A 22,293-nucleotide genomic window follows, 5' to 3' on the forward strand; every position below is an offset into this window, starting at 1 on the left:
GACTGAGTCTGTCTGCAATGCCGAAAAAATCAGATGTAGTCGATCCTCTTTTCAAAAACCTTAACCAAAGGTTCTAATGAAAGGACCAGCACAATTCCGAATGGCAGCAACCACGTGCGGGGCACGCTCGCTCAGCTCTGCCGAGCTTTTCAGCACCTGCTCCAATGCTTGCAATTGGTCGCGGATAACCTCTTGCGGGCGGGATACATCACACACCTTGGCAAACTCCAGGAGCCCCTGACGCGAAGCAAATAGTGACTTGTTGCCGGCTAGATCCAACGCCAATACGTCCTCGGGAATGTAGGCCGTGGTGTTGACGATATCGTAGGCCGGTGCCAAGTGTGCATCGCGCTGGGTAGGGTCGGAGTACAGCAGCCCAAAGTTCTTTAAATGGGCATCACCGTTCCCGACAATGCAACTCAAACTCACGATCGCGAACAACTGCGCCAACGAGCTGTGCACCGCTGATGGTGGGCAGAACAGGCGGATGGCCTTGGCGATAGCAGAATAACTTTTGCTGTATTTCTGTTCGGCGGCCAAGCCCATCAATGCCGCCATGTCCTCAAAACCGATAGGGGTGAGGTGCTCGTCCCGGTCAAAGCGGCGCATAACGAACAGCTTGGTATTATCAGACAGATAGAACTCAGGTACCGCGACCCCGGCCTTCCTGGCCACGGACATGCACAAATACTCGTTGATCGCCAAACCGGGAAACTCATCCCGGCCGCTCTTGATGATCAAGTCAGAGGTTTTCGAGGTGACGCGTTGCGGCGCGATACCCTGCTGCTCCGGCACAAGCACTTTGGGCTGAACCCCAGATATGCCCGCGCGCAATATGTAACGGTCCACCAGGCCGGCAAAGATATCCTCGGCCCCATCCCAGGCCAGGATTTCCTCCAGCTTTTCTCCCGGAAACTGCTGGCGTCGCAAGAGCGCATCGACCTGCGCTGAGCTCACTGACACACGCCCGATTGGCGAGCTACTACCAGACAAGGCCAGCAAAAGCATGGGATCGACATTCACCACTTTGGCTAGCCGATTACGTAACTGTTCAAGCACGTAGCCTTCAGGCAGGTTCATCTGAAAGATCGGATGCAACTCTCTGTGGCGGTATTCCTCCAAGCGCATGGGCATCAGCAAGCTGATCGCAGAGGATGCCTTGGCCTCCTCACGGTAGCGGAACAGATAGTCTGCACCTGCGCCAAAGATCTTCCCGCTCGCGCCCTCTGGCGTTGCCACCTGCAACAGAGTTGTCATCAGTCGAACACCCCTTGGATCTCATCCAACGTAGGCATGGCAGCTGCCATAAGCGCAAATTCACAGTCCAAAGCTCCAGCCACTCTTGCATAGGCTGTCATACCCACCGTGGGATCGCCCTTCTCGATGGCAATGATCTTCTGCCGCGTGATGCCAGCCAAAACGGCGAGCCCGGCTTGCGTGAGCCCGCGATGGAGACGGCGGGTACGTAGCTGTTCGCCAAGACGGCTGATAATCAATGAATAGTCCATGTTCCGTATACGTGACAAACATTAGTAAATGTAACGTATACGCAACTCTCGCCGAAATCAAAGCTTATCGCACCTGTGAGCGACGGAGTGCGTGAAAAAATGACTGCATGTTGCTTTGACACCCTGTGAGTAGGCTTACCCCGCTAAGCATGCAGTTGTCCCCTCAAGGGGACATCGCCCGCTGCCGCCTGAAGTACAGTCGATTGCACACCTGAAAAGCTACAAAAATAAGGATGTGCACCGCCATGCATCAGCCCCACAGCGAGCCCCGCCGCTCCCTCTATTTCAACTATCACGTCTTCCCCGCCCACACCGCCAGCGTCGGCGCTGCCCGCCCGGAACGCAAGCCCGTAGTGGTGGTAGGCGCTGGCCCGATTGGCCTGACCACAGCCCTGGACCTCGCCCGTAACGGCATAGCCTGCGTGGTGCTGGCAGCGGAACGGCAAGTGAGCGAGGGCAGCCGGGCAATCGTGTTCACCCGGCGCTCGATGGAAATCTTGCAGCAAGTAGGCGTCGCCGACCGGGTCTGCGAGCTTGGCTTGCCGTGGAGCTGTGGCAATTCGTTCTACCGCAACCAGCTGGTATTTCGTATGGAAAACCCACACGACCCGGACGACCGCTACGCGCCCATGACCAACCTGCAGCAGCCCTGCCTGGAGCAGTTTCTGGTCGAGGCCGCCGAGGCTCATCCGTTGGTAGAACTGCGCTGGGGCAACCGGGTGACCGACCTGGCCCAGCCTGACGACTTCGCCCGACTGAGCATCGACACCCCCGCCGGCAGCTATGAGCTGGACGCTGACTGGGTAGTTGCGGCTGACGGCGCCCGCTCGACACTGCGAACACTGCTGGACCTGAAACTGGAAGGTACCGCTTACGAAGGCCGCTTCGTGATCGCCGATATCAAGATTGACCTGGGCCTGCCCACCGAGCGCCTGGCCTACTTCGACCCTGCCTGGAACCCGGGCAACACCGTATTGATGCACCGCGAACCGGGTGATATCTGGCGCATCGACTACCAACTGCCCGAAAACGAAACCCCGGAGCAGGCGTTGCAACCGGAGTCACTGCGCGAACGCATCAACGCCCAGCTGCACATGCTTGGCGTTGAAGACCCACAGTGGGAAATGGACTGGAGCTCGGTCTATTCAGCCCGCGCGCTGACCCTGCCGGATTACATCCACAAACGCGTGATTTTCGCCGGAGACGCGGCGCACCTGTTGCCGATTTTCGGTGTGCGTGGCGCCAACACCGGGTTCCAGGACTGCCATGGCCTGGTGTGGAAACTGGCCCTCACCCTCAAGGGTTTGGCAGGCCCCAAACTGTTGCAGTCCTATTCCACCGAACGCGTCAGTGCAGCGCGGGAAATCATCAGCGAGGCCGGCAAGAGCACCCGGTTCATGGCGCCACCCACTGCGGGCTACCGCCTGGTACGCGACGCGGTGTTGTCGCTGTCGCTGACCCAGGCGTTCGTCCGCCCGTTGTACCACTGGCGCACCTCGCGGCCACACGACTACGCGGACTCGGTGCTCAACTGTGCAACTGACGACAACGAACGTTTCACGGCCGGCCCGCGCAACGGCGCCCCGCTGCTGAACATACGGCTGGCCGAAGACGACTACCTGTTCGACCGTTTGGGCGCCTGCTTCTACCTGCTCTATTTCACCGACAGTGATTGCATTCCAAATGACGTGGTCCAGCAGGCGACTGCCATTTGCAGCAGCGGCGTGCCCTTGCAGATCATCGCGATTGCTCAAAACGCCGAGGCCGGCGTCAGCGGTGCAGACCAACTGATGGACGACACCACCGGCCGTATCGCTACCAAATATGGCATCACCCGCAATGGCGCCTATCTGGTGCGCCCAGACCAGCACATCTGCGCCCGCTGGCTGCAGGTCTCGGCCGCACAACTGCAATCCGCCATCGACACCGCCCTGGGCAAGCACTGAGAGGAAGCGCCATGAACACCCTGACCGCAACAGACCTGGAAGTGGTTTACGACGTACTGGCAGACGCTTTGGACCAGGCCACGCCGGCCAAGGCCGAGCTGTTCCTGACCAAGCTGGCGCTGCTCAGCGCCCATGCACTCGGCGATGCCCAGGCCTTCACCGAGCTAGCCCAGTGCGCGCTTCAGGACCTATAGAACCTGCACTTGCCAATGCACCGGAGCCGGTGCCGCTGAAACCAATAATAATCAGGCGCCCACATGCATCAGACCACTGCCCCTGTCACCGCGATAAAAACCGCCAGCAGTCCCCAGCAAGCCGTGATGCGCAAAGTGTCCAGGCGCCTGCTCGGCTTTCTGTTCCTGTGCTTTGTGCTGTCGTTTCTCGACCGGATCAACATCGGCTTTGCCGGCCTGACCATGATGGGCGACCTGGGCCTGAGCAGTACCCAGTTCGGCATGGCCACCACGCTGTTCTACATCGCCTATATCGCCTGTGGTATCCCCAGCAACATGGCCTTGGCCAAGGTGGGTGCACGCAAATGGATCGGCAGCCTGATGATCGCCTGGGGGCTGGCTTCGACCGCGACCCTGTTCGCGACCGATGCCAGCAGCCTGTACCTGCTGCGGATTCTGGTGGGTATCACTGAAGCCGGCTTTCTGCCCGGCGTGCTGCTGTACCTGACGTTCTGGTTCCCGGCGGCCTACCGGGCACGCGCCAATGCCCTGTTCATGATCGCGATGCCATTTACCGCAGGCTTCGGGTCGGCGCTCTCGGGGTTGATACTGGGCCTGGATGGTGTGTGGGGCTTGCACGGCTGGCAGTGGCTGTTCCTGCTCGAAGGCATGCCTTCGGTGATCATGGGCTTTGTGGTGTTCGGCTACCTGAACGACACGCCCCACCAGGCCCGCTGGCTCAGCCCCGAAGACAAACAACAGCTGCAACATGCCCTGGCCGCGGACAACCCGCCATCAACCCGCACAGCAGAGGATGAGCCCGGCAGCCTGCTGCGCGAAATGCTCTCGCCAACCGTGCTGATGTTCAGCCTGGTGTACTTCTGCCTGGTCAACACGCTGGCGATGATCGCCGTGTGGACACCGATGATCATCAAGAGCATCAGTGCCGCCGACAGCAGTAACAGCACCATTGGTTTGCTGGCGATGATTCCGCAGGTGTGCACCATCATCGGCATGGTGGTGTGGGGGCTGCACTCCGACCGCAGCCAGGAACGCAAATGGCACCTGGTGCTGCCCATGCTGATGGCCGCTGCCGGCTGGATGTTTGCCGCCTATGCCAGTAACCCGATGGTGCAACTGTGCGGCATTTGCATGGCCGCCACGGGGTCGTACACCGCCATGTCGATTTTCTGGACTACACCGGACCAGGCGCTGACGTTCAGGGCCCGGGCCATTGGCATTGCGGTGATCAATGCGTTCGGCAACATAGGGTCGGCGCTGAACCCGCTGGTGGTGGGCTGGCTGAAGGACCTGACCCACAGCTTCACGGCCGGGATTGTCTATGCCACGGTGCTGCTGGTGGTAGGCGCGTTGTTGACCTTCATGCTGCCCCTGCCCTCGCCCACATCGATTCCAAAGCATGCACAAAAGCTGTAACCGACAGCGCGACGCCGCGATACACCCGAGCCTTGCGCAGCACCTGTGGGAGCGGGTTCACCCGCGAAGAATCCAACGCGGTGGATGGCACCGGCGCTGCCGGTGTTCGCGGCTAAAGCCGCTCCTACAGGTATTACGCAAACCTGAAGCCGGCGCAGTACCTGTGGGAGCGGGTTCACCCGCGAAGAATCCAACGCGGTGGATGGCACCGGCGCTGCCGGTGTTCGCGGCTAAAGCCGCTCCTACAGGTATTACGCAAGCCTGAAGCCGGCGCGGTACCTGTGGGAGCGGGTTCACCCGCGAAGAATCCAACGCGGTGGATGGCACCGGCGCTGCCGGTGTTCGCGGGCGCGCCCGCTCCCACAAGCCTCTGCATGACTCGACAGCCCGTGAGTGGGCAGTTGTGTGAGTGTCCAGTGGCTCATTTAGAGACGTTTCCTACAAGGTTTTAGGACGCCCCATGAACCTCCGGCAAGTGATTCCTCGTTAGTGTTCAGGGACCATCACGGTCCCTTTCAATGCGAGGTCGTTTTTGACAATCAGCCAACGTATCGCCATTGCGGTAGCCGAAGCCGGGCTGCCGCACGACCAGTGCATGTCCTGCGAACGCCAGGGCCTGCCGATCCTGCCCCTGCGCCGTGCGCTGGTGCCGGATACCCGACCGGAGTGCATCACGACCGTTGCGGGCAGCCTGCATATCTCGGCGAAGATGGGCCTGCGTACCTTGCGCATGGGCTACCTGTACGTACTGCTCGATCAACAGGTCTGGCATGCCTACGAAGTCAGCGAACAGGGCCACCTGCGCCGCTTCAACCCCTACGAACCGTCCGACGGCCTACCCGCATCGCTGCCCGAAAAGTGCGCCACTGAAAACCACGACATTCCTTCATCCTTCCTGAACATCGATACCGGCCGGTATGGCAGCGCTTGGCTGGCTTTCTCCAGCGACCCTTGGCCGACGAGTGTGTTGAATGCCTACAAGAAGGGCCAGGCGCCTGCGCATCGCTTCGAGGGGGTCGACCTGGCCCAGGTGCGTAACAACCCTGAATTATTGGGCATCGCCATGACGCCCGATAACCTGCAGGTCGACAAGGAGGTGTTCGAGTACGCCCAGCATGGGTGCTCGCCGTTCGACAGTGCACATGGCTTTCACTCGCGCAGGCTGCGCAAGTTCGCCTTGAAGGGGTACCTGGTCAACGCGATGAACCGGCACAAGCTGGAGAACGGCGTACTGGCGGTGGTGCTCGACGATACTGTTGGGCTGATTCAGGAATTCAACCATCAGCGGTTGAACTGGGTGGTGAAGCGCCAGGTCTGGCGTGAAGACCCCATGCGTGCCTACCAGTTGCAGACCTCGCAGATCCTCCAGGTCATTCGTGCCACTCACCGGGAGTGGGCAGCACAGAAAGTGCCTTCGCTGGAGCCGATGGCGGGAAGAGGGCCGTTTGTACCGATTGATCCGACGGTAGAGCGGCCGCGTATGGTCGAGCAAGCGATGAAGGACAGCGACGATAAACTCGAACAGCGCTACCACGAACCGCAACGGGCGGCGTTCCAGGCCGAGTATGACCAGCAGGAAGCCGAGTTTCAGCGCTACATCGACAAGGACGCCCGTGCTTATGCCGCGCTGTTCGACACCCCCATGTTCAAGGTGGCCGAGCAGCACGACTACGACGGTAATAATCGTGAGTCTGGCGTGGCGTATGCCAAGACCATGGCGCTGTGCCTGGGTGGCGGGATTACCGAGGCGATTGTGCCTGACGCAGCTCCTGCGGCCAGCCCCAGTGAAAAGCTCTGGCTGAAATGGCTAGAGGATCCTGACAGCCCACCGTACCGCGCATTGCTGATGCGCGACCGTACGTTGTTGGCTGGCCTGCTTCCCAGCTTTACTGCTGGCGAAACCATCAACTGGAATGACAGCGACAAGCTGTACTCGATGCTGAGCAAGATCATCACCAGCGACGATGCCGGCTTGCGCATGCGCAACACCCTCAAGCAAGCCATTGCCGAAACCCAGGGCGCGCTCAACGCCGCCACCCAAAGGTTGTCGCCCAATTTGCAACCCGGTATTCAGACTGCTGTGCGGCACCTGAACAGCGCGACCCAGTTCCTCTACAACGGCGTGCACCTGATCGAGTTGGAAGTGAAGATGAAACTGGGCGAGTACTACGCCTTGCAGAGTGCCCACCTGCGCGAGTTGCAGCACAAGGCCAATGCCTCGATTGCCGAGGCCAGGGACCGGATGCCTCGCAACATTGATGACTTCAACATCCATTCGACCAAGGCCTGGAACAAGGTACGGCCGATGATCCAGCACGGACTGATGAGCCTGGCAGTGCTCGACCCGCGGTTTACCCACACCATGATTAGCGTGAGGGTATGGGTCGAGGGTACGGCTGAAGAGGTGCGTAGCAGGTTGCTTGAGGAAACCAATATGAAGGTGACTCAGGCGAGTAACTTGGCGCAGCGGACGTTGGTGGATATGTCGGTCGCGGCGGGGACGCTGGAGGCGAATGCGCGCAAGGTGTTGCAGGGGATGCGGATCACTTCGCAGCAGGCAGCGCAGTTGGTGCGAACCGGATTTAGAGGATTGCGGGGAGTGGCTGGCAGTTGGGAAGTATTGCTCGCGATTGGAGGGCTGTACTTGCAATACGACAGCTTGAGCAGAAACCAGGAGAGGACGGAAGCCGAGATTGGGCCAAAGGCGCAGGAGGCCAAGCTGGCGTTGCAGGGTTCGCAATTGGGGATATTGGGCGGTCAGATCGAGTTGGTTGGGCTAGTCATGAGGTCCAGTACCGCTTTAGTTAAGACGACATGGGCGGCAGGCACTGGAGCTTCACTGATAAGGTTCGGAGCTTTGCTAAGTGCTGTAGCTGGCGTTTTCGATGTTGCGCAATCGATTTCAGCGACCAAACGTACCTGGGCGGCGGGCGACGTTTTAGCAAGTAGACAGCATGCCGTGGCTGGATTGTTCTATGGTGCTGGCGCAGGGGCGTTTACCCTGGCGGTCGCACAACCTTATCTGATAGGCCCATTAGGTGCGGCTATTATCTTGACGCTCATTGCTTATTCATTAAGCAAACGGGCTGAAAAAAATGAATCTGACGCTTTCGAACGCTGGGTGAAACGGTGCTATTTCGGGAAAGCCAATGAGACCCCACGTATACATTGGGATACTCCTGAGTGGGCAGACATAGCGTTTGCTGAGCTCAATGCGGCAACCTTGGGGCTGCATGCAAAGCTGAATTTTGAGTCAACCCTGGCGAGCAATCAAGCCACACCTAAATTGGGTGGTTTAATAAACTTAACTGTAGAGCATAAAATAAAGTTCCAAACAATTTTACCTCAATACAGTGAGGTGCGCTCCGCCTACCTTTGGAGTTTAACGGTCCATCGCATGGGTGATGGTGAATTTCCTGATTTTGGCGGCGGGGAAGTGATTGCGTCGGGGGAACATAACGTTGCAGATTTAAAATCTTTATCTGAAGCAGCGAAAACTTCTGACTATGCACCCCCACGCTTCCCCGATTACACGCCAGATTTTACCTTACAAACGAAGCTGCATGGCTATGAAGATAATGCGAGTATTTTCCTTCTAGAAAATTTTGGCGTGATAGAACTTGCGTCAGCCATTGGAAGGCACAGCATAGTCGCAGCAACACTACACGTGGCGTACTGGCCAGATCGAGAGATAGCGAGTGCGCTTCTAGAGAGCTGTATTCGGGAGGTGAATGGGTGAGAAGCAGCAGTGAAATTCTGTGGGCTCGAACAAGAGGCTGGCGCTATGATCTGCCTCATGTTGATCAAACTCCGACCTTGCGGTATGGCGTGGATAAATTAACCCCACCTCCCAACTACTGCGATGAGGCATATTTGGAGCTTCCAAGAGCTACGGTGAGTCTGCGTGGCATAGGGATTTTGGTTGGAACTGTCACGCTTCTGTTCTGCTGTGCAATTGCGCTATTTTTGTACCAGAGCTTTATTGTAGATGGCTGGCAAGGTGATTGGGCAATGAATGCATTCATGGTACTTAGCCCTCCTGCTGCCATGTGGGTTTTGTTTCCTTACATAAAACTGGACGTTGTTCTTCCTAGAGATGAGCCTATTCGCTTTAATCGCTTGCGTCGGAAAGTCTATTTTTACCAGTACCGCTTCGACCGCATCTTCATCTTCAGCCGTAAACGCTGGGGCGTCCAACCCGTCGCCTACAACTGGGACGACGTCACCGCCGAGGTCTACCGCATCTACGCCCCTGGCCATGGCGGCCTGATCGAAAACGTCATGCTGTCAGTCCGTAATCCTGAGACTGACGAAGTCATTGATCGCGTCTTCTTCACGCATACCCTGCATGACGGCGAGGCTTACTGGGCCATCGCTCGGCTCTTCATGCAGCAAGGTCCCGAAGCCCTGCCCAAGTTCGTGCACCCACCCCGCGACTGGAACGATGACGATGGCCTGAGCCTCATGCATTGCTTGGCGCCGAAAGTCCATTGGCCGACGGCAATCGACCTTGAGTCTCGCACTGCGCCAGCAACGGATGAGCTCTCCTGAAACACTCCCGCACTCGGTGCTGGATGGCACCGGCTTTGCCGGTGTTCGCGGGTGAACCCGCTCCCACAGGTACTGCGCATGACTTGGAGATTTTGACGCCCCTACAAGAGCAACTGCCTGAGCAAAATCCAGAAGTCAGCACGGTCACTGTGCTGGCTTGGAGATTTTGATGCCCCTGCAAGAGCAACTGCCTGAGCAAAATCCAGAAGTCAGCGCGGTCCCTGTGGGAGCGGGTTTACCCGCGAAGGGGCCGGTCCGGGCAGCAGAGATCCCGGGGTTGGGCATGACTATTGATCATGGCCTTCTCTGTCTCGATATGTGCCCATATCCAGCTCCATCGATTGCGACATAAAAACCGACCCCTCTAGCAATGCCGGACGCGAACGGCTCAATGCCTCAAGCGCTCGCTGACACCGTGCGTGGGGTACGCACGCCCCACAGCCAGTAGCCCAATGACAAAAGGACCAACCAGCCAACCCCGACATACATGGCGGTGCGGCTGGCCGGGAACCAACCGAGCACGCCAAAGATGAACACCATGAACGCAATCGCGCAAGCCGGCCCTACCGGCCACAGCGGCACCCGATAATCCAGCGCAGCCACCTCCTCCTTGCTCATGCCGCGCCGCATGGCCACTTGCGATAGCAGAATCATCAACCACACCCAGACAATGGAGAAAGTGACCACCGCGGCAAGCACCAGGAACAAGTCTTCCGGCACCAGGTAATTCAATACCACGCCCAACAGCAAAGCGACGCCCATCACTGCAACCGTCATCCACGGCACACCGAAACGCGACAGTGATGCGAAGCCGGCAGGTGCTTGGCCGTTTTGAGCCATGCCGTACATCATTCGCCCGGCGCTGAAGATGTCGCTATTGATCGCGGATACCGCAGCGGAAATTACAACGATGTTCAACACAGTTGCCGCTGAGCTGATGCCAAGGCCACTGAAGATCTGCACGAATGGGCTACCGTGGCTGCCAATGCTGGACCAAGGGTAAATGGACATGAGCACGAACAGGGTAAGGATATAGAACAGCAGAATGCGCAGAGGCACCGAGTTGATCGCCTTAGGCAGCACGCGCTTCGGGTCCTTGGCCTCGCCTGCCGTGATGCCGATCATTTCGACCCCGCCAAAGGCAAACATCACAACGGTGAACGAAGCAATCATCCCACCCACGCCGTTAGGGAAGAACCCGCCGTGGCTCCACAGGTTCGAGATCCCGGCCACAGTGCCTGCCTCGTCGTTCAGCTGGATACCCAACAGCAGCACTGCACCGCCTGCCACAATCATGGCGACGATAGCGGTCACCTTCAGCAACGACAGCCAGAACTCCATCTCGCCGAACACTTTCACGCTACACAGGTTGAGCGCCCCGATGAAGAATACTATTCCAAGCACCCAGATCCAGGCGGGTGTTTCCGGGAACCACAGCCCCATGTAGACGCCAAACGCCGTCACGTCTGCCAGGCACACCACCAACATGGAGAACGCGTAACTCCAACCTGTCAGAAAGCCAAAATAGCGGCCCAGGTATTGGCTGGCATAGTGGCCGAACGAGCCTGACACCGGGTTATGAACCGCCATTTCGCCAAGGGCGCGCATCATCATGTAAATGGCGGCACCACCTATCAAATAGGCGAGCAACACTGAGGGCCCTGCCAGTTTTATTGCCGATGCCGAGCCATAGAACAGCCCCGTACCGATGGCAGAACCTAACGCCATGAAACGAATATGCCGGGTAGACAGACCCCGCTTCAGCTGTTGTGAAGATTGAGCGCTCATAGATACCTTCTTGATTTTATTATCAGGTCCGCACAACGCAGAGGCTGTGCGTTTTAATCAGGCACGCATTTATTCAATCATCAAACTCTTGGCCACAGCACCGGGAATAGCTCGTGGTTCATCTGGGCGCCGCTGGCCAATTGCGTTTCCAGTCCGGGGAACTGTGGCGAAGTTTTCCACTGGCGCGGCGCGTGAGTGATGTCGTCGCCCAGGAAACGCACCGAGAAGGCACGGCGCCGGCGGTTGCCCCCGACACCTCCAGAAGCGTGCAAGGTCAGCATGTGGAAGAACACGGCGTCGCCTGGGGAAAGCTCCCAGCCGAGGATATTCCAGGCGCTGCGGTCGGCCTCGATATCCGGCAAGTCCGCCAGGCTGCCTTCCGGGAACCATTGCGCCTGGCTGTCGAGGAAGCTGCGTGGCATCAGCCACGGCCCCAGGTGCGAGCCCCCTACAAACTCAAGGGTGGACTCCCGCGCGACGGGGTCGATTGGCATCCACATGCTGCAGTTCTGTCGCCCATCGATGTTGTAGTACGGCTGGTCCTGGTGCCAAGGCGTGCGCTGGCGCGTGTTCGGCTCCTTGACCAACAGGTGATCGTGATAAAGCCGGGCTGTTTCGCTGTTCATGAGTTGAGCGGCAACGCTCCCCACCCGGCTCTCGAAGATGAACTGGCGGTAGGCGGCGATATCGCCCCAGTTGCAGAAGTCCTCGAAGAACCAACCCGGGTCGTCGGGGCGGCTCGCCACTTTGGCGCGCTCGCTTGGGGTTTTCAGGTTCTGTTCAATACCCGTTTCGAGCAGTGCAACTTCTTCAGGCGTGAACAAATGACGCACGCACACAGCACCATCACGCTGAAAAGCATCGATGGTTTCCTGGCTCAATTGAAATTCGGCGGTTTGTTTCATAAGGCACCCTTTAATCTTTTTATTGGGGCAGGCGCACACAAGTTCTGAAGTGAAACAAGCAAGGTGCACAGCGAGTATTGCTTTTCGGCACCAATAGGAAAAGAATATATTTCCTAATTTTGAGTATAGGAAAAAATGATAGGGTTCTCTTTCAGGCAGCTTGAATACTTCGTTGCGGTGGCCGAGCACGGCAGCATCAGCGCTGCTGCCAGAGCCCGGCACGTTTCACAGCCGTCGGTGTCGGTTGCGATTGCACAACTTGAAGAGGCGCTGAATGAGCGGCTCTTCCGCCGCCAGGTCAGCCGCGGGCTGGAGCTGACATCAGCGGGCACGCGTTTGCTGGCCCAGGCACGCGATATCATTAGTATGGCCATCGCCATGAATCAGAAAGCGGACACGGCGCAAGGCTCGCTTCGCGGCAACCTGTCGCTTATTTGCTTCCAGGACCTAGGCCCTTATTACGCGCCGCGGCTGCTCTCGAGCTTTCGCAAGCAGTACCCCGAGGTGGAGGTAACGCTGTTCGAAACGGACCTGGCAGGTGTGCACCGCCACCTGAGCGCCGGTAAAGCGGAGCTTGCGCTTACTTACGACATAGGCCTTGATCCCTCTCTGCCCCGCCAGGTACTGGCGGAGTTGAAACCCTACGCGCTCATCGCCACTGACCATCGCCTGGCCCACCTGGCAGCGATACCGCTGCATGAGCTGGCTCAGGAATGCCTGATTCTTGAGGACATCGCACAAACGCGTGAATACTTCCTGTCACTGTTTTGGGCGCACAACCTGCAACCGCGCACCCAGCAATACACCCAGACCTTCGAGATGCAACGCGGCCTGGTCGCGCATGGCTACGGGGTTGCCTTGTCATGCACCCGCCCCGCCGGCGACCACTGCTATGACGGTACGCCGCTGCTGTGCCGGCCATTACTGGAAGAGGTGTCACCACAAAAAGTGGTGCTGGCCCAGTCAGGCGCCATGCACCCGTCGCCGGTAGCGGAGGCCTTCAAGGGTTGGGTTGCGCGGGAGGTTGCAAGCGGGGCCAAATGAGCTGGCAAGGCCAGATTCCACAAGAAGACAGTTGCTCCCACAGGTTTTTTTGCTGTTTTCAGCCAGGGCAGAATCCTGTGGGGCTATTAATCATGCCCTCTGTCTCGATCTGTGCCCAGAATCAGCTCCATCGATTGCGACACTAACGCTGAACCGTCGCGTAAAGGCTCCGCTATGCCAACAGGGTAGAAACCGCTTGCCTTGTACAAGCGCATCGCCGGGCTATCGGCGATCGTGACACCCAGGCGTACACGTTGCGCACCTTGGTCCATAGCCCAGGTGACTGCACGCTCAAGCAAGGCCCGCCCTACTCCAAAGCCGCGCACATCAGGCGCTACCCACATCTGGAAAAGTTCGACCACGTCCACTTCAATGCCCGACGACTTGCACCACACCAGGCCGCAAACCTCATTGTGCTGCGACGCAAAGAACGCTTGGGCACTGCTGGACGAAGCCATGGCTGAGACGCGGGCCTCCCACTCGCCATCTTCCCTGGCTGACTCGTGCTCATAGGTACTCGCGAAGGCATCCTGCGACTCCCGCAGGGCCCTCAGCCGTATCTTCCGATAAGCTCGCCAATTACTTGCTGTTACAGAATCAACAATCACCATGGCACTTCCATTTGCGGTGTCTCAGCGAGAGACCAAAGAAATGAGCCTACCAAACCTGCAGCAGAAAGAGGAGTACTCTCTCGATAGTCTTTTGCCGGGCGCGAAAATCGTAATATTAACGTCCGAATTTATACGACCGACTACAAGCATACAGCGACGCTAAAATTATCACCTCCCACGTGCCGAACGCTCACCTGATTGCTGACATCTTGCCCATCATCCATTACAAACCTGTAATGGGACAATAGAGAGTCTTCACGATGAACAAGGCCCTCATTACGCTGCTTCCCGCCCCAAGCCATCATCAGACCGCCGGCAATTGAAATGAGCCCAGGGTTCAATTGTATATGTTGGATCAAGGTGAGGCCTGAGAACCGGTCATAATAGATAACCTCAGGGCCAAAGATGGCGATACCCATACCCAGCGCCGCAACTGCAGACCCAATATATATGAGCAACCTACCATAAAACACCTGATCGCCAGCTCGCCCCTCAAGATGAGCCGCATACGCCTCCGAAAAACCAGGGACATTGTAGCTCTGCTCAGCCAGCTTCAAATCTATCTGCCCTATCAGGCACTCTTCTGCACCCCTGTCCATGGTCAACTCCCCGAAAAGAGTCGATCCTAAGCGATCCATGCTAGCTAAAGTGCAGCTCGATCCAACTTCAGAAGTGCCTTACAGCCAAGGTTAACAAGTCCCGCAGGCCCTTCCCACGAATCAAAACACCGACCACCCGATCCGTGAACTCAGCAACTCCAGCGCCGCCATGCCCGCGAGGGAGTTGCCCGCCGCATTCAACTCCGGCGACCAAACGCATACGGTAAATTGCCCGGGCACAATCGCCACAATGCCCCCACCCACACCACTCTTGCCTGGCAACCCCACCCGGTAGGCGAAATTACCGGCTTCGTCATACAGCCCGCTGGTGGCCATGATCGAGTTCACCTGCTGGGCCTGGCGACGGGTGAGGATTTGCTCTTCGCTGTGCTTGCAGAACCCGTCGTTGGCCAGGAAGCAGAATGCCCGGGCCAAGTCCAGGCAGTTCATTTGCAACGCGCAGTAACTGAAGTAACTGCGCAGCACCTGCTCCACCTCATTGTGGAAGTTACCAAAGGACTGCATCAGGTAAGCCATGGCCGCGTTGCGCGCGCGGAACTGGTATTCCGAATCCGCGACGCGGGCATCGATGGAAATGTGAGGGTTGCCCGAAAGCCGTCGAACAAAATCACGCATCGACAATGTGGGTGCAGCAAAGCGTGACTGGTTGATATCGCAGATCACCAACGCGCCGGCATTGATAAAGGGGTTGCGCGGGCGCCCGCGCTCGAACTCCAGCTGCACCAGCGAGTTGAACGGCTGGCCTGAAGGCTCATGGCCAAGCCGCTCCCAAATGGCTTCACCTGAATGGCCAATTGCCTGAACCAGGCTGAACACCTTGGAAATACTCTGCACCGAAAAAGGCACCATCGCGTCGCCTGCGCAGTAATGGCTGCCATCGTTGCTATACACCGCGATGCCCAACTGCTGCGCCGGTACGTCGGCCAGCGCAGGGATGTAGTCAGCCACTTTGCCCTTGCCGATCAAGGGGCGTACTTCTTCAAGAATCTCGTTCAACAGCGTTTGCATGAAAGGCCCTGGCTCAATCCCCTTCAGACGTCGGTAAGGGGTCGCATGCTTGACGAAGACTGAACGGCATAGATCACATATTCGGCAAGAAACGCATGTGCGCCACACAGCCCACTGTGTGCGCGGCGTCACGTTCCGGAAAGCGCTAGCACATGCGTACTATTCTCAGCGCGGCAAGGGCTTGCCGATACTCCCAGCGTTAATCCGTTGCACATATGGAACGCCAATGCCCTCAGGGCTGGCAGCCACTTGCGTGGCATCTAATGGAGTATCTGGAGTCGCTATGAATCCCCTTTTCCGACTATCCCCGCTGACGTTTGCGATCAGCCTCGCCCTGCTGCCGAGCGCCCACGCAGCTGACTACATCCTCGACAGTGGCGAGGACACCTTCAGCAGCGACCGCGCCTACGATGGCACGGTGTCGCTGCGCCCAGGCAACGGCGTGCCCGCCAGCCTGACCATCAATAATGGCGCCGAACTCACCAGCAAAGGTGGGCGAATCGGTGGATCGTCCACCAACAACCAAGCCAGTACGGCCATGGCGACTGTCACGGTCCAGGGCCCAGGCACCCGCTGGGTGGTGCCCCGTACCACTGCCGTGCTAGGTAACACCATCGTGGTCGGCGGCGCCGGCCAGGGCACGCTCAACGTGCTCGACGGCGGCCAGGTATTGGTGCGCGACCTGCAACTCAGCGACAACGGCAACGCCGGCAATGCGCTGTCACGGGCGAACCTGCTGGTCAGTGGCCAGGGTGCGAAGGTGGATGCAGCCAACGTGACCTCGGGCGGCGTGTTCCTTTACGACTCGCGCATTACCCTGCGCGATGGCGGGCAGCTTGCCAGCGAACGTGTGGCCATCAACTCGATCAGCGACCTGTCCGGCGCCAACACCCGTTGGGACAACACCGGCACCTTCAGGAACCGCAACGACCTCAGCCTGAGCAACGGCGCGGTGCTGACCAGCGACTCGATGGAGCTGGGCTCGGCCAACCTCAACCGCAACACCGTGGTGAGCGTGTCCGGCGAAGGCACGCGCCTGGCCACCCGCGCGATGACCTTGGGCACCACCACCTCCAGCACCAACCTGGTGCTGGCCAACGGCGCCGAACTGAGCAGCACCGAGGGCATCGACATCAGCGTGCTGACCAGCATCAACTCGGCCGCACGCGGCACCCTCAGCATCGGGGGCGGGGTTGTGCGGGACGACAGCCGCACCGATATCGACGCCCTCACGGCCAGCGCCGCACAGGCCGCCGGCCGCCTCGACCCGCAAACGGCGATCCGCTTCGGTGCCGGTAGCGGCGCGCTGGCGCTCAACCACACCGACAGTGACCTGCAACTGAGCAACAGCATCAGCGGTGCGGGCCGCGTTTACGCCTTCAGCGGCAACACCACCCTGAGCGGCGACCTGACCGGGCTGTCCGGCAGCACGGTGGTGCGTGGCGGGCGCCTGGTGCTGGCTGGCGATGTCGATCAGAGCAACCCACGCGGCACCTCGCTGCTGAGCGTCGGCAACGGCACCCTGGTGGTAAACGGCACCGTGGGCCACACCGACGCCTCCGGCAACTACAGCAACCGCGCCCAGGTGCTGGCCGGTGGCGTGCTGGCCGGTAACGGCCAGGTCGGCACTACCCAGGTGGCCTCGGGCGGTACCCTTTCGCCGGGTGAAGGCGCGCTGGGCACCCTGTCGATCAAAGGCGACCTGGACATGGCCGACGGCTCGCGCTACGCCGCAGACATCGCCGGCAATGGCGGCGCCGACCGCGTCAACGTCAGCGGCACCGCGACCCTGCGTGGCACACGGGTCGATGTCACCACGCTCAACGAGGCGCAAAGCTACCAGACCGGGCAAACCTACACGCTGCTGGCGGCCCAGGGCGGTGTAGTGGACGGTGCAGCCGCCGGCACGGCCTATGCCCAGGCCTTCACCAACTCGGCGTTCCTCAACGTCAGCCTGCAGCGCACGGCCAACGAACTGAACCTGACCATCGCGCAGAAGACCACTCCCCCTGTTGAGCCACCGGTCGAACCACCCGTAGAGCCGCCGGTGGAGCCGCCTGTAGAACCCCCGGTGACGCCTCCGGTGGAGCCGCCTGTCGAGCCACCGGTGCAGCCCCCGGTAGAACCGCCTGTAGAACCACCGGTACAGCCCCCCGTCGAGCCACCCGTGCAGCCCCCCGTACAACCACCGGTGCAGCCGCCAGAAACGGGCGGGCCTGGCACCCCCGGCATCTTCCAGACCGTGGCGCAAACCGAAAACCAGTGGAACACCGCAGGCGCACTGAGCGTGCTGCAGCAGAGCGGCGACCCGCTGCGCCTGTACAACAACCTGCTGGTGCTGGATGCCGACAGCGCGCGCAATGCCATCGACCAGCTCTCCGGCGACTACCACGCCAGCACCGGCACCGCGCTTATCGCCAACAGCCAGGTGGTTTCCGGCGTGCTGGGCACTCGCCTGCGCGACCTGTTCGACAGCACGACCGTGCGCATGCCGCTGGGTGCGTCGAACCTCATGCCCACCACCCCTGAAGCGCAGGGCGGCGCCTGGGCGCAAGTCTTCGGCAACTGGTCGAAGCTGGACGGCAACAACGGCGCTGGCGGCCTGCACCAGAAAACCGGCGGCGTGCTGATTGGCGCCGACGGCAGCATCAACCCGGACTGGCGCGCCGGCGTGTACGGTGGCTACAGCCGCACCAAGTTCGATGCCGACGACCGCGATGCCAAGGGCCACAGCGACAACTACCACCTGGGCCTGTACACCGGTGCCCAGCTCGATGCCCTGCGCCTGAGCGCAGACGTCGGCTACACCTGGCACAAGCTGGACAGCAAACGCAACGTGGCCTTTGCCGGGTTCAACGACCACCTGAAGGGCAAGCGCGACGCCAACACGCTGCAGGCCAGTGGCGAAGCGGCTTACCGCATCGGCCTGGGCGCGGTGGCGCTGGAGCCGTTCGTGGGCGTGGCCTACGTGAAGTACGACGCCGACAGCTTCCGTGAAAAAGGCGGTGCGGCAGCCCTGGACGTGTCCAGTGAAAAGCAGGACACCTGGTTCTCGACCGTAGGCATGCGCGCTTCAACTCGCACCCGCGTGGCTGACCACGACACCCAGTTCTATGGCTCACTGGGCTGGCGCCGGGCCTATGGCGACCTGGACCCGAGCAGCACCCAGGCCTTTGCCGGTGGGCCGGACTTCGCGGTGCAGGGCATTGCCCAGACGCGTAACGTGGCGATGACCGAAGTGGGGGCGAAAGTGCAACTGAATCGCCAGACCGAGGTGGGGCTGTCGTATCAGGGGCAATTCGGTTCGGACGCCCGCTTCCACTCGGTGAATGCGGGGGTTACGGTTCGGTTCTGATGCTTATTGGTAGGGCTGTAGATTTGCAGTGCCTGTGAGATCGAGCGCCGCCCGCGCGGCGCATCGCGAGCTGCGCTCGCTCCTACGTTTGTTTCGGGCCAATTATTCCTGTGGGATTTGTGCGCGAACGCCTTGGCGCACGGCGCTATATCGCGTCGTACAATCAAGGCGGTCGCGCGCGCCTGCCACAGGCGTTACTGGCCCGAAACAAACGTAGGAGCGAGCGCAGCTCGCGATGCGCCGCGCGGGCGGCGCTCGGTCTCACAGGCGCTGCAACTACCAAGACGAACACCTGCAACCTTCATCTACCGGGCATATTTCTTGGCCCCGGCCACACAGATCACAGCCCCCAGCGTCACCACAAGCATCATCCCGCTGACGTGCTCATGCAAAAGCAACGCTGCCAGCCCAAGCCCCATGAACGGCTGAACCAGTTGCAGTTGGCCCACCGCCGCAATCCCACCCTGAACCAGCCCTCGGTACCAGAACACAAACCCGATCAGCATGCTGAACAGTGAAACGTAACCGAAGCTGAACCACGCTGGGGCGCTGACTTTGGCGAAGGCATCAGCCGCGGGAAAATTAGCGATGGTCAGCAGCAGCATGAACGGCAACGCCACAAGCAATGCCCAACTGATCACCTGCCAACCACCCAACGTGCGCGACAGACGCGCCCCTTCCGCATACCCCAACCCACACACAACCACCGCCGCCATCATCAGCAGGTCGCCCAGCAACGACCCCTCGCCGCCATTCATCAACGCATAGCCAGCGACCAGCCCGGCACCTGTGAACGAGAACAACCAGAACAGCGGCCGAGGCCGCTCACCACCCCGCAAAACGGCAAACCCTGCGGTGCAAAGCGGCAGCAGCCCGACAAAAACAATGGAATGGGCAGAAGTGACATGCTGCAGGGCCAGTGCCGTCAGCAGCGGAAAGCCGATAACAACGCCAAGCGCTGTTAACGCCAATGACGACAAATCACCCCGCTGCGGCCGAGGCTGGCGCAGCACGATCAAGAAGAGCGCACCCAACAAGGCGGCGATGGTTGCCCTGGCACAGGTCAGAAACGTGGGTTCGAAGTCTGCCACTGCCACACGGGTTGCCGGTAACGAGCCCGCAAAAATTGCGACGCCTATGAAGCCGTTGAGCCACCCGCTTGTTGTTTTTTCCATCGGTAAGTCCTCGATAATCCGGTGTGCAGTACAGCACTGACGGGTTCACCAAGGCCATGTACAATCCAATACAGTTCAACCGAACTGTTATGCATACAAAACCAGCACAGTTGAGGGAACAATGAAACGCAGCGGCTCGCGAATTCAAACGGTCATGGCTGAAATCCAGTCCAGGATCGCCTCTCGCACCTACACGCCCGGTGCAAGAATCCCTTCCGTCCGCGCCATGGCCCAAACCATGCAAGTCTCGGTTTCTACCGTGCTGGAGGCCTACGAACGCTTAATGGCAGAGGGCGTTCTCAGTTCCCGCCCCGGCTCCGGCTTTTACATAGCAGGGCCAGTGGCGCCATTGGCGCTGACCGAATTTGGCCCCAGGCTGGATCGCGTCGTCGACCCACTGTGGATCTCGCGCCAATCGCTGGAAACCTCCCTCGATGCATTGAAACCCGGGTGCGGTTGGCTACCGCCCTCCTGGATGTACGAAGCGGGTGTGCGCAAAGCGCTTCGACACGTTGCCCGCGCTGACGCTTCAAGACTGACGGAGTACGCGTCACCGCTTGGCTATCCGCCACTCCGGCAATTCTTGACGCGACGGCTGGCGGGCATTGGGGTAGAAGCCCCGCTTGAACAGATCATGCTCACCGAGTCCGGCACCCACGCCATCGACCTGATTTGCCGTTTTCTGCTGGAGCCGGGCGACACGGTGCTGGTGGACGACCCCTGCTACTTCAATTTTCACGCACTGCTGAAGGCCCACAGGGTGAACGTGGTGGGCGTGCCTTACACGCCGACCGGCCCGGACATCGATGCATTCGGCGCGGCCCTGCTCGCGCACGCGCCCCGGTTGTACATCACCAATTCCGGCATCCACAACCCGACCAGCGCTACCTTGTCGCCGGTCACGGCACACCGGCTGCTGAAGCTGGCCGACACCAGCAACCTGGTGATTGTCGAAGACGACATTTTCGGCGACTTCGAGCATACCCCCGCGCCACGCCTGTCTGCGTTCGATGGCCTCGCCCGTGTCATCCAGATCGGCAGCTTTTCCAAAACCATCTCCGCCTCAATCCGCTGCGGCTACATCGCTGCACGTGGTGAATGGATCGAGGGTTTGGTCGACCTCAAGATCGCAACCACCTTCGGCGGTGGGCGCCTGGCTGCGGACATCATCCATCACGCGATTACCGATAGCGGGTACCGCAAACACATGGAGAGTGTTCGCCTACGGTTGGCCGAGCACATGGACAAAACGGTAACCCGGCTTCAGGCGATTGGCATCAAGCCCTGGATCATTCCCCAGGCAGGCTTGTACGCCTGGTGCCAACTGCCCCAAGGCAAGGATGCCGCAACGCTGGCCAGGGCCTGTTTGAATGAAGGTGTAGTGCTGGCGCCCGGAAATGCGTTTAGCCAGTCCATGACTGCGGGAGATTTTCTCCGGTTCAACGTTGCGCAATCGGGTGACGCCAGAATCTATGAAGTGTTGAAACGAGCCCTGGGTGCCTAGTTGAGAGAGCCCGACGGCTGAGGCCTGGCGGGAAGGTAAACATGCGACCTGGCCAGGGTGGCCTGGGTTCATTCAAAGCAACTGAGCTGAACTTTGCCGTGCCTGCACGGCCTTCCCTTGAAACGGGAGGACGCGTGATGAACCCATCGAGAGTGCTACATGCCACGATCATCTGCCTGCAGGCGGGCAAGGTATTGCTTGTACGCAAGCAAGCGCCGGAATGGTCACTGCCAGGCGGCAAGATCGACCCTGGCGAAACCCAGCTAGACGCCGCACGCCGTGAGTTGCAGGAAGAAACCTGCCTGCCACTCAGCGATGCGCAGTTTCTGGGCCACCACATACTTGAAGCGGAAGAGCACTGGTTGTACCGCATGGCTGTACCGCCATCCCGGGTTCCCCAGCCATCCCACGAGATCGTGGAGTGCCGCTGGTTCCACATTCAGGAGTTACCCCAGCTCCAGGTGAAGCCGAGCAACGTCGAGCTGCTGCGGCGAGAAGGGTTCATCGCCGTCAAAGGGTGACAGCGGCTGGCGAGACAGTGACGCTATGGCGACGGATTCTTCACAGGGTTTTCACATACGCTCAGGCACGCTTCAACCATCCCTACGTGATAGACCTTGCCCGCCTCGGCGGGCTTTCTTTTGTGCGCGATTAGCCACTTAATGCGG

Annotated in this window: 17 protein-coding genes; 9 read left to right on the forward strand and 8 right to left on the reverse strand. The window is 59.7% G+C overall.

Annotated features, from left to right (window positions below; all coding sequences use genetic code 11):
* Nucleotides 1-60: 60 nt before the first annotated feature.
* Both ABOC32_RS21315 and ABOC32_RS21320 read right to left on the reverse strand, forming a co-directional pair.
* Entirely contained in the window at nucleotides 61-1,257 is a 1,197-nt protein-coding gene (locus ABOC32_RS21315; RefSeq protein ID WP_426808753.1) for a type II toxin-antitoxin system HipA family toxin, read from the reverse strand.
* Nucleotides 1,257-1,508, reverse strand: a complete 252-nt coding sequence (locus ABOC32_RS21320) for a helix-turn-helix transcriptional regulator (RefSeq protein ID WP_426808754.1) — start codon at nucleotides 1,506-1,508, stop codon at nucleotides 1,257-1,259. The genes ABOC32_RS21315 and ABOC32_RS21320 overlap by 1 nt, the downstream gene beginning before the upstream one ends.
* A gap of 245 nt (nucleotides 1,509-1,753) precedes the next feature.
* Here ABOC32_RS21320 and ABOC32_RS21325 point away from each other — a divergent pair, with 245 nt between their 5' ends.
* The 5 genes from ABOC32_RS21325 to ABOC32_RS21345 all read left to right on the forward strand — a co-directional run bounded on the left by ABOC32_RS21325 (nucleotide 1,754) and on the right by ABOC32_RS21345 (nucleotide 9,615).
* Nucleotides 1,754-3,454 carry an FAD-dependent monooxygenase gene (locus ABOC32_RS21325; protein ID WP_426808755.1) on the forward strand — a complete coding sequence of 567 codons (1,701 nt, stop codon included), beginning with the start codon at nucleotides 1,754-1,756 and terminating at the stop codon, nucleotides 3,452-3,454.
* Nucleotides 3,455-3,465: 11 nt separating this feature from the next.
* The gene (locus tag ABOC32_RS21330) at nucleotides 3,466-3,648 is read left to right on the forward strand and encodes a hypothetical protein (protein WP_063426887.1); all 183 of its coding nucleotides are present in this window, start codon (nucleotides 3,466-3,468) and stop codon (nucleotides 3,646-3,648) included.
* 63 nt (nucleotides 3,649-3,711) lie between these two features.
* Nucleotides 3,712-5,064 carry an MFS transporter gene (locus tag ABOC32_RS21335; RefSeq protein ID WP_426808756.1) on the forward strand — a complete coding sequence of 451 codons (1,353 nt, stop codon included), beginning with the start codon at nucleotides 3,712-3,714 and terminating at the stop codon, nucleotides 5,062-5,064.
* A gap of 532 nt (nucleotides 5,065-5,596) precedes the next feature.
* Complete coding sequence (locus ABOC32_RS21340; RefSeq protein ID WP_426808757.1) at nucleotides 5,597-8,803, forward strand: T6SS effector BTH_I2691 family protein; 3,207 nt, start codon at nucleotides 5,597-5,599, stop codon at nucleotides 8,801-8,803.
* Between the two features lie 155 nt (nucleotides 8,804-8,958).
* On the forward strand, nucleotides 8,959-9,615 hold the full coding sequence (locus ABOC32_RS21345) for a DUF6708 domain-containing protein (protein WP_426808758.1): 657 nt from the start codon (nucleotides 8,959-8,961) through the stop codon (nucleotides 9,613-9,615).
* 396 nt (nucleotides 9,616-10,011) lie between these two features.
* Here ABOC32_RS21345 and ABOC32_RS21350 read toward each other — a convergent pair whose 3' ends face one another.
* Together ABOC32_RS21350 and ABOC32_RS21355 are read right to left on the reverse strand one after the other, a co-directional pair.
* Complete coding sequence (locus ABOC32_RS21350) at nucleotides 10,012-11,403, reverse strand: amino acid permease (protein WP_426811638.1); 1,392 nt, start codon at nucleotides 11,401-11,403, stop codon at nucleotides 10,012-10,014.
* Nucleotides 11,404-11,483: 80 nt separating this feature from the next.
* Nucleotides 11,484-12,308, reverse strand: a complete 825-nt coding sequence (locus tag ABOC32_RS21355; protein WP_426808759.1) for a phytanoyl-CoA dioxygenase family protein — start codon at nucleotides 12,306-12,308, stop codon at nucleotides 11,484-11,486.
* A 135-nt stretch (nucleotides 12,309-12,443) separates the two neighbouring features.
* Here ABOC32_RS21355 and ABOC32_RS21360 point away from each other — a divergent pair, with 135 nt between their 5' ends.
* Nucleotides 12,444-13,352 carry a LysR substrate-binding domain-containing protein gene (locus ABOC32_RS21360; RefSeq protein ID WP_426808760.1) on the forward strand — a complete coding sequence of 303 codons (909 nt, stop codon included), beginning with the start codon at nucleotides 12,444-12,446 and terminating at the stop codon, nucleotides 13,350-13,352.
* Between the two features lie 86 nt (nucleotides 13,353-13,438).
* Here ABOC32_RS21360 and ABOC32_RS21365 read toward each other — a convergent pair whose 3' ends face one another.
* From ABOC32_RS21365 to glsB, 3 genes are all read right to left on the reverse strand, one after another.
* On the reverse strand, nucleotides 13,439-13,963 hold the full coding sequence (locus ABOC32_RS21365) for a GNAT family N-acetyltransferase (protein WP_426808761.1): 525 nt from the start codon (nucleotides 13,961-13,963) through the stop codon (nucleotides 13,439-13,441).
* Nucleotides 13,964-14,103: 140 nt separating this feature from the next.
* Nucleotides 14,104-14,562, reverse strand: coding sequence for a hypothetical protein (locus ABOC32_RS21370; protein WP_426808762.1), 459 nt, complete (start codon nucleotides 14,560-14,562; stop codon nucleotides 14,104-14,106).
* Nucleotides 14,563-14,682: 120 nt separating this feature from the next.
* On the reverse strand, nucleotides 14,683-15,591 hold the full coding sequence (gene glsB, locus ABOC32_RS21375; protein ID WP_043199699.1) for a glutaminase B: 909 nt from the start codon (nucleotides 15,589-15,591) through the stop codon (nucleotides 14,683-14,685).
* A 364-nt stretch (nucleotides 15,592-15,955) separates the two neighbouring features.
* On the opposite strand from glsB, the gene ABOC32_RS21380 reads away from it, so the two are divergent.
* Entirely contained in the window at nucleotides 15,956-18,946 is a 2,991-nt protein-coding gene (locus tag ABOC32_RS21380) for an autotransporter domain-containing protein (protein WP_426811639.1), read from the forward strand.
* Between the two features lie 305 nt (nucleotides 18,947-19,251).
* Here ABOC32_RS21380 and ABOC32_RS21385 read toward each other — a convergent pair whose 3' ends face one another.
* A complete protein-coding gene (locus ABOC32_RS21385; protein ID WP_426808763.1) occupies nucleotides 19,252-20,121 on the reverse strand; it encodes a DMT family transporter in 870 nt (289 codons plus the stop codon).
* A 121-nt stretch (nucleotides 20,122-20,242) separates the two neighbouring features.
* Between ABOC32_RS21385 and ABOC32_RS21390 the strand changes: the two genes are divergently transcribed.
* A complete protein-coding gene (locus ABOC32_RS21390; RefSeq protein WP_426808764.1) occupies nucleotides 20,243-21,625 on the forward strand; it encodes a PLP-dependent aminotransferase family protein in 1,383 nt (460 codons plus the stop codon).
* 137 nt (nucleotides 21,626-21,762) lie between these two features.
* Complete coding sequence (locus ABOC32_RS21395; RefSeq protein WP_426808765.1) at nucleotides 21,763-22,146, forward strand: NUDIX domain-containing protein; 384 nt, start codon at nucleotides 21,763-21,765, stop codon at nucleotides 22,144-22,146.
* The last annotated feature ends 147 nt before the right edge of the window (nucleotides 22,147-22,293 follow it).

Source organism: Pseudomonas sp. WOUb67, from assembly GCF_050058005.1.
Lineage (GTDB): Bacteria > Pseudomonadota > Gammaproteobacteria > Pseudomonadales > Pseudomonadaceae > Aquipseudomonas > Aquipseudomonas putida_R.